The sequence below is a fragment of the Reyranella sp. genome, from assembly GCF_965228225.1.
In the GTDB taxonomy this organism is placed as follows: Bacteria; Pseudomonadota; Alphaproteobacteria; order Reyranellales; family Reyranellaceae; genus Reyranella.
Map to the genome: position 1 here is coordinate 3,088,553 of NZ_OZ245801.1, position 13,170 is coordinate 3,101,722.

11 protein-coding genes are annotated in these 13,170 nt (G+C 65.9%); 6 read left to right on the plus strand and 5 right to left on the minus strand.

Annotation, left to right across the window (positions count from 1 at the left end; translation table 11 throughout):
- The first annotated feature begins 1 nt into the window (after window position 1).
- The 3 genes from ACO07K_RS14930 to ACO07K_RS14940 are packed head-to-tail and all read left to right on the plus strand — an operon-like array spanning window position 2 to window position 3,431.
- Complete coding sequence (locus tag ACO07K_RS14930; protein ID WP_422029086.1) at window positions 2–1,273, plus strand: MFS transporter; 1,272 nt, start codon at window positions 2–4, stop codon at window positions 1,271–1,273.
- 35 nt (window positions 1,274–1,308) lie between these two features.
- A complete protein-coding gene (locus ACO07K_RS14935; protein ID WP_422029088.1) occupies window positions 1,309–2,565 on the plus strand; it encodes an MFS transporter in 1,257 nt (418 codons plus the stop codon).
- On the plus strand, window positions 2,562–3,431 hold the full coding sequence (locus tag ACO07K_RS14940) for an amidohydrolase family protein (RefSeq protein ID WP_422029090.1): 870 nt from the start codon (window positions 2,562–2,564) through the stop codon (window positions 3,429–3,431). The genes ACO07K_RS14935 and ACO07K_RS14940 overlap by 4 nt, the downstream gene beginning before the upstream one ends.
- Window positions 3,432–3,849: 418 nt before the next feature.
- Here ACO07K_RS14940 and ACO07K_RS14945 read toward each other — a convergent pair whose 3' ends face one another.
- From ACO07K_RS14945 to ACO07K_RS14960, 4 genes are all read right to left on the minus strand, one after another.
- Entirely contained in the window at window positions 3,850–4,542 is a 693-nt protein-coding gene (locus tag ACO07K_RS14945) for an FkbM family methyltransferase (protein ID WP_422029092.1), read from the minus strand.
- Window positions 4,543–4,765: 223 nt separating this feature from the next.
- Complete coding sequence (locus tag ACO07K_RS14950; RefSeq protein ID WP_422029094.1) at window positions 4,766–5,839, minus strand: MBL fold metallo-hydrolase; 1,074 nt, start codon at window positions 5,837–5,839, stop codon at window positions 4,766–4,768.
- 29 nt (window positions 5,840–5,868) lie between these two features.
- A complete protein-coding gene (locus tag ACO07K_RS14955; RefSeq protein ID WP_422029096.1) occupies window positions 5,869–6,819 on the minus strand; it encodes an aldo/keto reductase in 951 nt (316 codons plus the stop codon).
- 17 nt (window positions 6,820–6,836) lie between these two features.
- Window positions 6,837–8,855 carry a mechanosensitive ion channel family protein gene (locus tag ACO07K_RS14960; RefSeq protein ID WP_422029098.1) on the minus strand — a complete coding sequence of 673 codons (2,019 nt, stop codon included), beginning with the start codon at window positions 8,853–8,855 and terminating at the stop codon, window positions 6,837–6,839.
- Between the two features lie 83 nt (window positions 8,856–8,938).
- On the opposite strand from ACO07K_RS14960, the gene ACO07K_RS14965 reads away from it, so the two are divergent.
- Window positions 8,939–10,585, plus strand: a complete 1,647-nt coding sequence (locus ACO07K_RS14965) for a 3-(methylthio)propionyl-CoA ligase (protein WP_422029100.1) — start codon at window positions 8,939–8,941, stop codon at window positions 10,583–10,585.
- Window positions 10,586–10,665: 80 nt separating this feature from the next.
- On the opposite strand, the gene ACO07K_RS14970 is transcribed toward ACO07K_RS14965, so the two are convergent.
- Entirely contained in the window at window positions 10,666–11,100 is a 435-nt protein-coding gene (locus ACO07K_RS14970; RefSeq protein WP_422029102.1) for a DUF1772 domain-containing protein, read from the minus strand.
- Window positions 11,101–11,190: 90 nt separating this feature from the next.
- On the opposite strand from ACO07K_RS14970, the gene ACO07K_RS14975 reads away from it, so the two are divergent.
- Window positions 11,191–12,177: an isopenicillin N synthase family dioxygenase gene (locus ACO07K_RS14975; protein ID WP_422029104.1), complete on the plus strand. Its 987-nt coding sequence runs from the start codon at window positions 11,191–11,193 to the stop codon at window positions 12,175–12,177.
- Window positions 12,174–13,166, plus strand: a complete 993-nt coding sequence (locus tag ACO07K_RS14980; protein ID WP_422029106.1) for an isopenicillin N synthase family dioxygenase — start codon at window positions 12,174–12,176, stop codon at window positions 13,164–13,166. The genes ACO07K_RS14975 and ACO07K_RS14980 overlap by 4 nt, the downstream gene beginning before the upstream one ends.
- Window positions 13,167–13,170: the final 4 nt, after the last annotated feature.

Genomic DNA, 13,170 nt, shown 5'->3' on the forward strand with positions numbered 1-13,170 from the left:
GATGTTTTCCGAGAAGACCCGCATCATCGGCGCCGGCGCCATCGGCAACGTCCTCGAGTGGTTCGATTTCGCGATCTACGGCTATTTCGCGATCACCATCGGCCAGACCTTCTTCCCGCACCAGGATCCGGTGGCGCAGTTGCTCTCCACCTTCGGCGTCTTCGCGATCGGCTGCCTTATGCGGCCGCTGGGGAGCCTTCTGTCGGGCAGCATCGGCGACCGCTACGGCCGGCGCGCCGCGCTCACCGTCTCGATGACGGCGATGGCCTTCTCGACCTTCCTCGTCGGTATCCTGCCCGGCTACGAGACCCTGGGCTTGGCGGCTCCCCTGCTCCTGACGGCTCTACGCATGGTGCAAGGCCTGTCGCTCGGTGGCGAGTGCCCGACCGCCTTCATCTTCATGATCGAGCACGCGGGCGCGCGCAGGCGTGGCTTGGCCGGCGCGATGGCGACCGGCGGCAACGCGGCCGGCCTCCTCCTCGGATCTGTATCCGGCGTGCTCCTCACCGCCGTGATGCCGCCGGAGGTTCTGCAGCACTGGGGCTGGAGGCTGCCGTTCCTGCTCGGTCTTCCGGTCGGGTTGATGGGCCTCTGGCTGCGCCGGGGCGTGCCCGAGCCGCCCCGGGACACCGGTATCGTGGCAACCCCCGTGCGGGAGGTGTTCAACCACCATCTCTGGCTGGTGGCGCGCCTGGCGTGCATGGGTTCGCTGGGCACCGTGACGTTTTTCATCATCTTCCTCTACCTGGTGAGCTGGCTGCAGCTGGTCGATGGCGTCTCGCCGGTGCGCGCGCTGGGCTTCAGTTCGATTGCGATGGCTGCGGGTCTCCCGATCTACCTTTGCGCAGGCTGGTTGAGCGACCGGATCGGCCGGCGGAAGCTGCTCCTCGCCGGGATGGCGGCGGCCCTGGTGGGCGCAGTACCGCTGTTCTGGCTCATGCACCACGCCGATCCCATCCTGGTCCTCGTCGGCGAACTGGGCTTCGTTCTGATCATCGGCACCGTCTTCGGCATCGAACCGGCCTTCATGGTGGAAGCGACGCCCGCCCCGATCCGCTGCACGGCGGTGGCACTGGGTTTCAATCTCCCGGCAGGCATCCTGGGTGGGCTCGCGCCGCTCGCGGCGACCTGGCTGATCCACCGAACGGGGAACGACCTCAGCCCCGCCTTCCTCATCATGGGGGCGGCGGCGATTTCCCTGGTCGCAACGGCGTCGTTCCGTGACAGGACCGGGATGCCCGACGGTGAGCCCGCAGACGCTTCGAAGCGCTAATGCCAGCCGCTCATCTCATGGCATAGTCCGGCGAGATGACCCCCACCAGCACTCGCCGCATCGTTGCGGCCGGCACCATCGGCAACCTGCTCGAATGGTACGATTTCGCGGTCTACGGCTATTTCGCTGCCACCATCGGGCGCGTGTTCTTCCCCGCCGAGAATCCAGTGGCGCAGGTCCTGGCCGCCTTCGGCATCTTCGCGCTGGGCTACCTGATGCGCCCGCTCGGCGGCATTGTGGTCGGCCATATCGGCGACCGGCTCGGAAGGCGTGCCGCCCTCACCTTCTCGATTGCCGCCATGGCGCTCCCAACCTTCCTCGTAGGCCTGCTGCCGGGCTACGAGACGCTGGGCATCGCGGCGCCCATCCTGCTCACGCTGCTACGCATGATCCAGGGCCTGTCGGTCGGCGGCGAGGCCACCACCTCGATGGTCTTCCTCGTCGAGCAGGCCCCGCCCGGTCGCCGCGGCCTGGTCGGCAGCTTCTGCTCGCTGGCCGCCACCGGCGGTTTCCTCCTGGGCTCGGGAATCGGTGCGGCCTTCGCCGCTCTCCTGTCGCCGGAGGCGCTGGCGGCCTGGGGCTGGCGCGTGCCGTTCCTGCTCGGCCTGCTGCTCGGCGTCGCCGGCTGGTGGATCCGCCAGGTCATCGTCGAGGAGACGCCGCCGAAATCGGGCCACGGATCGCCCCTGATCGAGACCTTGCGTCATCATGGCCGCGCCGTGATGCGCGTAGCCGGCATCACGGTCTTCAATGCCGTCGGCTTCTACCTGATGTTCCTCTACGTGGTGACCTGGCTTCAGACCGTCGATGGCATCGCCCCGGCGCGCGCCCTGGAGATCAATACCGTCAGCATGGTCTTCCTGCTCCCGGTGATGCTCCTGTCCGGCTGGCTCTCCGATCGCGTCGGCCGCCGGCCATTGATGTTCGCTGCCATGGTCCTGGGCTTCGTCGGCGCGCTGCCGCTCCTGTGGCTGATGCATCACCCCGACCCAAGGCTGATCCTGCTGGGGCAGCTCGCTCTGGTGGTGCCGGCCGGCATGGGCCTCGGCATCATCCCCTCCCTCCTGACCGAGGCGGTGGCGGGTCGTGTCCGCTGCACCGCCATCTCGTTGGGCTACAACATCGCCTTCGGCGTCATCGGCGGGCTGACGCCGCTCACCGCCGCCTGGCTGATCGCGCGCACGGAGATGGACCTGAGCCCGGCCTGGCTGTTCATGGGCGCCGCCGCCATCTCGATCGCCACCCTCCTCACTTTCCGCGAGACGTCGCGCGACGCGACGCTGCCGCCGTGAAGATCGCCCGTCGCGCGCTGGCGCCGATGGCGCTGGCGGCAGCGATACTCCCGGCCCGGGCGGCGCTCCCTTCCTGGATCGACGCGCACGCCCACGCCTTCGTGCGCGGGCTGAAGCTCGCCGTCGATGCGCGCTATGCGCCGAACTACGATGCCTCGTGGCAGACCCTGCAGGCACTGGCCGAGTCCAATGGTGTCGGCCGCACGGTGCTGCTGCAGCCGTCGTTCCTGGGTTACGACAATTCCTATCTGTTCGACGCGCTCAAAGCCGCGCCGCAGCGCTTCCGCGGCGTTCCGTGGATCTCGCCGTCGCTCGATACGCGCCCCGAGGAGTGGGAGGAGATGGCGCGGATCGGCGTGCGGGGCCTGCGCTTTCCGATCTTAGGCCTGCCGACTCCGCAATGGTCGGCCTATCACGAGATGCTGGGTGAGGCCCTCAAGCGGGACTGGCCGATCCACCTCTATGTCGAGAGCAAGCGCCTGCCCGAGATGCTGCCGTTCCTGCTGGACGGCGGCCACAAGGTCGTGATCCCCCACTACGGCCTGTTCGACCGCACCCTGGGACCCGCACGCGATCCCGGCTTCAAGGCTCTTCTGGAGAGCGCCAGGACAGGCCGCGTCTTCGTGGTGTTGTGCGGGGCCTACCGTGTCGGCCCGGAGCGCGCGCGCATGGCGGCGCCGATGCTGCTCGATGCCTTCGGCCCCGAGCGCCTGATGTGGGGCAGCGACTGGCCGCACACGGATACAGACCTCAATCGCGTCACGACCTATCCGCTCACGCTCAGGACGTTCGAGGACTGGGTGCCGAACGAGGCAGTGCGACGCACCATTCTGATCGACACGCCGTCGAAGCTCTACGGCTTGTAGCAGCGCGTTGAAAGGGCCGGGTCCCGACCCGTAAACGCAATAAACGAAATATTCGAATTGCGAGTCGCAGCCCCTGAATCAGGTATCCTGGTACCGCTGGGCAAGTCGCCCCATGGACTCTGCCCGCCCCCTCCCCGCGACCTCAGGAAAGAAGAACCGAAGGCGTGCGAAGCCAAAGCAACCTGGATGCCAGAGAGGACCGTAGGGCCCGAGAATCGACCGGCTCGCGTACCTCGACGCGTTAAACCGGCACCTGCTCTTCGTTGCCTGTTCGCTTTGATAGAGCCCCATCAGCCGATGGCGCTATTTCAGCCTTCACGGGAAGAGGGCGTCACTCGCCTCGCCGCCAGCACCAAAAACAAAGGAAGTCGCCGGAAACGAAATCGACATTCCCTATTCGGTAACGAGTTCACGCCTCTTACCGCTCCGCGTGGATATCAAACCAGCCATGGCCGTACATCAACGCGCGCGCGCCCCACAGGTGGGCGGCTTGTTCCGCTGAATACCATTCTCCGGGCAGATCCGAACCAACCGGCCCTGAGCTATGACTCGAAAATCTGAAAGGCATACGCTCTCCCGCCAGGGTCGTAATCTTGTGCTTTCGATATGCCTTTCTCGCCGACTTGCCATTGACGATCCGAAACCTCTTGTAGTCCATGACGATCAGCTTGCACAAAATCTTCAAGGAGTGTGCTTCGCAGACAATGCTCTTCGGCATTCGATTGGCCGCCTGGAGGCTATCGAGTGCAAAGAAGTCTGCTCCTTCGATATCTATCTTTATGAAGTCGGCCTCAGGGCCGGCGAGCACAATATCCGACAGGGGCGCTGTCTTGACGGGAGACATTGTCCATTCCGACATGTCCTCCGGCTTGACGATCGTGCCCCATTCCGACTCTTGCTTATGGTGATAGAAATCGATCTCACCTCTTTTGTCGCTAATGGCGAAATTGAGGATTGTCAGGCGTTTATTGCTCACTTCGCTCGCGAAGCGCTCGGCAGCAGCTTGGCAAAGAGCAGAATTAGCCTCGACAGATACAACGTCGTATCCTTTTGAGAGATAGTAGTGCGTGTCATCCCCATTGTGCATTCCGATATCATATGCGATCGGCATCCGTCCCCCTTGTCGGTCGACGCCGTTTTTTAGCAGTGCAGAGCCAGGGGAACAATGCGGTGGTTGTGCTGCGCGGGCGTTTGTCTCGGCATCTGATGGTGCGCTAGCGCCTTCGACGCGGCATGCGCCCGCAACGACATTCGGACGCCGCGAATACACCTGCAGAACCTGGACGAAGAGCCGGCGCGATTCACCCGTTCTTGCAAATGCCGGGGCTGGATAGCTAGGCCGAACCACCCTCGACGGCGCGGCTCTCGGCGCGCCAGCGCAGCATGCCGCCCGGCAGGTTGGCGACGTCGGCGATGCCCGCCTTGTGCAGGATCGCCGTCGCGTGCGCCGAGCGACTGCCGGCGCGACAGACGGCGACGACCGGCTTGTCCTTCGGCAGGTCCTTCGCGCGTGCGGCCAGCTCGCCCAGAGGCACCAGCGTCGCGCCCCGGATATGACCGAGCGGGCCGGAGAACTCGGCCGGCTCGCGCACGTCGACGACATGCACCTTGGCGAGGTTCTCCTCGAGCCAATGCGGCTCGACCTCCCAGACGCCGCCGAAGGTGAAGCGCAGCGGTGCCCAGTCGGGCTCAGCCGGCAGTCCGGCCCCGTTGCCGGGCTGGCCACACCGAAGGTTGGCGGGCACGGCCTCGTCGATCTTCTTCGGGTGCGGCAGGTCGAGGTTCTTCATGTAGCCGACATAGTCGCTTTCGCCGACCTCGCCGCCCAGCCGGGGATTGAACCGCTTCTCCTCGGCGACGCTGCTGACCGTGAGGCCGCGATAATCGTGGGCGGGGTACAGCAGGCAGTTCTCGGGCAGCGCGAAGATGCGCGAGCGGACCGACCGATAGAGGGCGCGCGGATCGCCCTGCTGGAAGTCGGTCCTGCCGGAACCGCGGATCAGCAGGCAATCGCCGGTGAAGGCCATGCTCTCGTCGTCCAGCACGTAGGTGACGCAGCCGGAGGTGTGGCCGGGCGTGGCGCGGACTTCGAGCGAGCGTCGTCCGAAGTCGATCCGGTCGCCGTCCTGCAGCAGCCGGTCGGCGCCCGCCGCGCCCGACGCGGCCGCCAGCCCGATGCGGCTGCCCAGCCGCTGCTTCAGCAGCCAGGCGCCGGTTACATGGTCGGCATGGACGTGGGTATCGAGCGTCCAGACGAGCGTGAGGCCGAGTTCGCCGATCAGCGCCGCATCGCGCCGCGCCTGCTCGAACACCGGGTCGATCAGCAGTGCCTCTTTCGAGACGCTGCACCCCAGCAGGTAGGTGTAGGTCGACGAGGTCGGGTCGAAGAGCTGGCGGAAGACGAGCATCGGCCTCTCCTTTGTCAGGCTGGCCTTTGTCAGGCGGGCGCGCTGGCCTTGTCGAGGGCGGCGACCGATTCGGGATCGAGCTCAAGGGTCGTCGAATTGAGCACGTCGTCGAGCTGCTTCAGGCTGGTGGCGCTCACGATCGGCGCGGTGATCGCCTTGCGCTGCAGGAGCCAGGCGAGTGCCACCTGTGCCAGCGTGGCCCCATTCTTTTCGGCAGCATCGTCGAGCGCCTTCAGGACGGCCGCGCCCTTGGGATTGATGTACTTCTTCACGCCGGCGCCGCGCTGGGCATTGCCGACATCGGCCTCGGACCGGTACTTGCCCGTGAGGAAGCCGCTGGCCAGCGAATAGTAGGGAATCACGCCAATCCCCTGCTTCAGGCACTCGTCCTCCAGCGCGCCCTCGAACAGGCCGCGCTCCATGAGATTGTAGTGCGGCTGGAGACTCTCGTAGCGCGGCAGCCCCTTCTCCTTTGCGATCGCCGCGGCCTCGGCCAGGCGCGGCGCATCGAAGTTGGAGGCGCCGATGAACCGGATCTTGCCCGCCTTCACCAGCTCTCCATAGGTCGAGAGCGTCTCTTCCTGCGGCGTGTCCTTGTCGTCCTTGTGCGACTGGAAGAGGTCGATGCGGTCCGTATTGAGCCGCTTCAGCGAGGCGTCGACCGACTCCTTGATATTCTTGGCGGAGAGGGCGCCGCTCGGCAGGCCCATGCCGCACTTGGTCGCGAGCACGATCTTCTCCCGCTTGGTCGGATCCTGCTTCAGCCAGCTGCCGATCACCGTTTCGCTTTCGCCGCCCTTGTTGCCCGGAAACCAGCGCGAATAGACGTCGGCCGTGTCGACGAAGGAGAAGCCATGATCGACGAAGGCGTCGAGCAGCTTGTGCGACGTCGCCTCGTCGGCGGTCCAGCCGAAGACGTTGCCGCCGAAGGCGATGGGAACGAATTCGAGGTCGGACTTGCCGAGTTTGCGCTTCTGCATCTTTGACTCCTCTGGATTTACTCTGCGGCCTTGGGGGGCGCGGCGACAGACGTCTCGAGCTTCGCCTCGGCCATCGGCGGCACGGCGGGCGTCGCCGGGATCGGGAACGGATAGTTGTTTCCGGTGGCGAACTGGATACCGAGCGCGGGGAACTGTTCGTACATGCGCCGGATCGCCATGCGCTGGACCATGGTGGGATTCTTCGGACGTGCCATGAATTTGAATCGCACGATCAGCGAATTGTCCTTGATGTCGACGACGCCCTGCATCTTCAGCGGCTGCAGCAGGATGGGCTTGAACTGCGGCTCCTCCATCAACTGGAGGCCGATCTTCTTCACCGTCTTGCGCAGCAGCTCGACATCCGTACCGTTCGCGAAGGCGATGTTGAACTTCACCACCGTCCAGTCCCGGCTGAAGTTGGTGATGTGCGCAATCTGCCCGAACGGCACGATGTTGAGCTGACCGTTCTGGTGCCGCAGTTTCAGTGAGCGGACGCTGAACCCCTCGACCGTACCCTTGCCCTTGCTGCAGTCGACATATTCGCCGATGCGGAAGGAGTCTTCGGCCAGGAAGAAGACGCCCGACACGATGTCCCGCACCAGCGACTGACTGCCGAAGGAGACGGCGAGGCCGAGCACGGACGCGCCGGCGATCAGCGGTGTGATGTTGACGCCCAACTCCGCCAGGACCAGCAGGCCACCAATGATGGCAATGGTGGCGCCCGCAACGACGCGCAGCAGCGGCATCAGGGTCCGCAGCCGGGAGGCCGCGACCTCGACTTCCTCCTCCGAATCCCCCGAAACGTCGGCCGACGGCAGCGGATTGGCGGCGATGTAGGAGTCCATGCGGTACTTCAGGAACCGCCAGCCGGCATAGATCGCCACCGCGGTGATCGCCGCCATCTTGGCCCCGCGATCATGCGCGACCCATTCGTCGGCCGTCGCCGCGGCGAGTACCTGGACCATCAGCGCCTCGCCGATCAGGATCGCCACATAAAGACGCACGAGCAACCGCACGCAGTCGGCCACCACGTCGCCCGCCATCGGCAGCTCGGAGACGATGTGGCGTGTGATGCGGTGCATCAGCGTCTCGAACAGCAGCAACGCGATCAGCACCGATTCGATCGTCGTCATGCCGCGCGCGGCGGTGCCGCTCTCCGTCAGCGCCGCATACACAGAGGCGAGGCCCAGGACTGCGTAGAAGAAGAGGCCGCCCATCCACCAGTTGCGGGCCGCATCGAGCTTGAGCTGGCGGGTGAAGCCGGTCGGCGGCACCATGGCCGTCAGCCAGGCCGCCATATCGAACCGCCAGCGCCAGACGATGGCAAGCAGCAGCACGGAGACGAGCGGTACGTAGAGAATGATCGCGGCACTCGTCATTTCGCGGTTTGCCCCCGTCCCATCGAGAGCACGCGCCGCGAGACTGCCCAGCAACGGCAGCAGAATGACGAGGTCCAGCGCGACCAGCAGGCGGCGCGCCGTGGCGTCGTCCACCGGGGCGATGCGGCCCTCGGCCAGATGCGGGCGCAGGAAGGCGCGGAACACCAGGTTGAAGCCGCGCCAGTAGACGAGTGCATGGAGCACCATCTGGCCGAGCTTGGAGCCGAGGCCATCGGACGGGCCGAACTGGCCCAGCACCAGCCGGCCTGCAACGGCCAGCGCCAACAGGGCGAGTACGTCGAGCAGGAGCGCGCGGAAGAAGGCGCGCAGCGGCGTCTTGCTGGCCAGCTCGTCGAAGGCACGGACGCGCGCGCGGCTCAGGATCTGGCGCGCGAGGGCTTCGGCCGCGAGGCCGGCCACGACGATTCCGGCCAGAAGCAGCGCCGTGCTGGTACCGATCGCCTGCGGCAGGCTCAGGAGATGCGCACCGAGTGCGGGAAGTTGCGCGACCGTGAATTCGAAGCGCTCGGTCAGCAGCAGCAGGAAGCCGGCCGCGGCGGTATGGCCGCCCGTCACCGTCTGGGCCGCCCCCGGAAACGACCAGGCGGCGGCGAGTGCACCGATCGCGAGGGCGCCGCCACAGCTTGACCGTTTCATCAATTTTCCCCCAAAGGATGTCTTTCCGAACCTAAGACAATTGGCGCCCAGCCGCCAGACGACACCACAGGAGAGACGCCCCGATGCTCGGACTCATGCAGGATCGCCCGCTACTGATTTCGCAGCTCATCGAGCACGCCGCCCTCAACCACGGCGACACCGAGATCGTCTCCCGCACCGTCGAAGGTCCGATCCACCGCTACACCTACCGCGATGCGAACAAGCGCGCGAAGAAGGTCGCCGAGGCCCTGCTCGCCCTCGGCATCAAGGTTGGCGACCGGATCGGCACGCTGGCCTGGAACGGCTACCGCCACTTCGAACTCTATTACGGCATCTCCGGCATGGGCGCGGTCTGCCACACGATCAACCCGCGCCTCTTCCCCGAGCAGATCGTCTACATCGTCAACCACGCCGAGGACCAGCTCCTCTTCGTCGACCTCAACCTGCTGCCCGCCGTCGAGAAGCTGCTGCCGCAGATGAAGGGCGTCCGCCATGTCGTGGCGATGACCGACCGCGCCCACCTCCCCAAGGACTGCAATATCCCCAACCTGCTGGTCTACGAGGAGCTGATCGCCGACAAGCCCGGCACCTACGAGTGGCCGGAGTTCGACGAGCGCACGGCCTCGTCGCTCTGCTACACGTCGGGCACGACGGGCAATCCCAAGGGCGTGCTCTATCACCACCGCTCGACCATCCTGCATGCCTATGGCGCAGCGCTGCCCGACACGCTGAACCTCTCGGCCCGCTCGGTGGTGCTGCCGGTCGTCCCGATGTTCCACGTCAATGCCTGGGGTCTGCCCTACTCGGCCGCTCTCGTGGGCGCCAAGCTCGTCTTCCCCGGCGTCGCTCTCGACGGCGCCAGCCTGCACGAGCTGTTCGAGAAGGAGCGCGTAACCTTCACGGCCGGCGTGCCGACCGTGTGGCTCGCCCTGCTGAACCACATGAAGGCCAACAAGCTCACGCTCTCGACCGTCAAGTACGCCGTGATCGGCGGCTCGGCCGCCCCGCCGGCCATGATCGAGGCCTTCGACAAGGAATTCGGTGTCGAGGTGCTGCATGCCTGGGGCATGAGCGAGATGAGCCCGCTGGGCACGGTCAACCATCCCAAGGAGAAGCATCTCGATTTCTCTCCAGAGGACCTGCTGCAGGTGCGGCTGAAGCAGGGCCGCCCACCCTACGGCGTCGAGATGATGATCGTCGACGATGCCGGCAACGAGCTACCGCGCGACGGCAAGGCGTTCGGCGACCTGCTGGTGCGCGGCCCCTGGATCACCTCGGGCTATTTCAAGGGCGAGGGCGGCGAAGTCCTGCGTTCCATCGAAGGCAAGGGCGGCGGCTGGTTCGCCACCGGCGACGTCGCCACCATCGATCCCGACGGCTACATGCAGATCACCGACCGTTCCAAGGACGTGATCAAGTCCGGCGGCGAGTGGATCAGCTCGATCGACCTCGAGAACGCCGCCATGGCCCATCCCGCCGTTGCGGAGGCCGCGGTGATCGGCGTCGCCCACCCGAAATGGGACGAACGCCCGCTGCTGATCGTGCACAGGAAGCCCGACACCGAGATCGACAAGCAGGAGCTGGTCGAGTTCCTGGCGACCAAGGTCGCCAAATGGTGGCTGCCCGATGACGTGCAGTTCGTCGACGCCATCCCCCACACCGCCACCGGCAAGATCCTGAAGACCCGCCTGCGCGAGGACTTCAAGGACTACAAGCTGCCGACGGCGTAACGCATGTCGTCCTGAGCGCAGCGAAGGACCTGCCGGAACGACCGGAGGACTCCCTGGCGGCGGGAGATCCTTCGCTGCGCTCAGGATGACAAGGATGCCCACATGAACAGAAGCGTTGCGCCGATGCCGAGCATCGTGCGCTTGACGTGCAGTTTGCCCCAGCGCCGCAGCAGCGTGTGGCTGTCCTCGCCGGCATCGTCGAGCTCGATCGCCTTCAGCTCGCTGTTGACCGGCAGGATCATCAGGGCCGTGTAGGCCCAGTTGGCTCCCATCAGGATCGCCCCGACGATGTAGAGTTCGTCGCGCGTCTGCCACCACGCCGCCATGCCCAGCACGAAACCCAGGGCGGCCAGCGTGCCTTGCATGACCGCCCCGCGCCGATAGGAGCGCTTCCATTGCTGGAGCTGCGCGCGATCGTCGAGTTCGGACCGGGCGGGATGCTCGGCGAAGCTCACGTAGAAGGCCGCGCCGGCAAAGAGCGACGCCGTCACCAGGGCCAGAATTCCGAAGATCATGACATTCCTTCTGCACACGCTGGACCGCGGCGCCGTGGCGGCATTATCGTCGCTTCCGGGCGAAATAGGGAGCCCGAGGAGGAGCAGACCGTGGCCACCGAAACGATTCCCGTCATCGATCTCGGCCCCTACCTCGCGGGCGAGCCCGGCGCGATGGACCGCACCGCCAAGGAACTGCGGTTTGCACTCACCGAGATCGGCTTCTACTTCATCGTGAACCACGGTATCGCGCGCGAAAAGATCGCCGCCATGTTCGCCGAGGTGAAGCGCTTCCACGACCAGCCGGTCGAGAAGAAGCTGGAGCTCAAGCTCGACCAGCACAATACCGGTTACCTGCCCATGCGCGGCAACACGCTGCGCACCTCGACCGTCCAGACCGGCACCAAGGCCAATCTCAACGAGGCCTTTTTCGTGAAGCGCGAGATGGCGCCCGATCATCCCGACGTGCTGTCGGGCCGGCGCTTCCGCGGCCTCAACCGCTGGCCCGACCTGCCGGGCTTCCGCGACACCGTCGTCGACTACTGCAACGAGATGGAGCGGCTGGTGCAGAAGATGGTGCGCCTCTACGCCCGCGCCCTCGACCTTCCGGCCAACTATTTCGACACGGCCTTCTCCGAGCCGATGTTCTCGATGCGCATGACGCATTATCCGCCGCAGGACGGACCGGTGGACGACGAGTTCGGCCTGGCGCCCCATACCGACACCAGCTTCCTCACCCTGCTGGCCCCCAACGAGGTGCAGGGACTGTCGATCCGCAGCCAGAGCGGCCGCTGGATCGACATGCCGGCGATCGACAATGCCTATGTGGTGAACGGCGGGCAGATGCTGCAGCGCTACACCAACGACCTGTTCCTGGCGACGCCGCACCGCGCCATCAACAAGACCAGCGGCGCGCGCTATGCCCTGCCCTTCTTCTGCGACAGCGGCATCGACTGGCCGGTCGCCGCCGTGCCGACCACCGTCGGTCCCGACAAGCCGCCGAAATATCCCACGACCTGGTACAGCGATTACATGACCTGGTACCTCAAGCGGAACTACGACGTGCTCAACACGGAGGCCCAGCAGGCCGCCGAATGAGCCCGCGCGCCGACGCCATCCCCATCATCGACGTCGGCCCCTGTCTGGCGGGCGAACCCGGCGCGATCGAGCGCGCCTCCCGGGAGCTGCGCGCGGCGCTGACCGAAATCGGTTTCTATTTCGTGGTCAATCACGGCGTGCCGCCGGATTTGATCCGCAACACTTTCCACCAGGCGGCGCGGTTTCATGCCCTGCCGCTGGACCGCAAGATGGACGTCAGAATCGACAGGCACAATGTCGGCTATCTGCCGATGCGGGGCGATACGCTGCGCACCTCCACGGTCCAGACCGTCACCAAGCCCAATCTCAACGAAGCCTTCTTCGTCGCGCGCGACCTGCCGGCCGACCACCCCGACGTCGTGGCCGACCGGCGCTTCCGCAGCGCCAACCGGTGGCCCACCGACCTGCCCGGCTTTCGCGAGGCCGTCGTCGCCTATTGCGACACCCTGGAGCGGCTGGTCCGCAGGCTGATGCCGCTCTATGCCCGCGCCCTCGGCCTGCCCGCGACATACTTCGACGCGGCGTTCGCCGAGCCGCAATACAAACTGCGCATGACGCACTATCCCAACCAGGCCGCACTCGCCGACGACGAGTTCGGCATTGCCCCACACACCGACACGAGCTTCCTCACCCTGTTGGCGCCCAACGATGTGTCCGGCCTGTCGATCCGCGGCCGCGACGGGCGCTGGATAGAGGCGCCCGTCCTGCCCGACGCCTACCTCGTGAACGGCGGACAGTTGCTGCGGCGCTGGACCAACGATGTCTGCCTCGCCACGCCGCATTGCGCCGTCAATCGCAGCGGCGGCGAGCGCTATGCGCTGGCCTTCTTCTGCGACAACGCCATCGACTGGCCGATCGCTGCCGTGCCGACCACGGTCGGCCCCGACAGACCGCCGAAATACCCGACGACCTGGTACACCGACTACATGGTCGAGTATCAGAAGCGGACCTACGACCTGCTGAACTCCGACGCGAAGGCCGCCGAATGAGCGA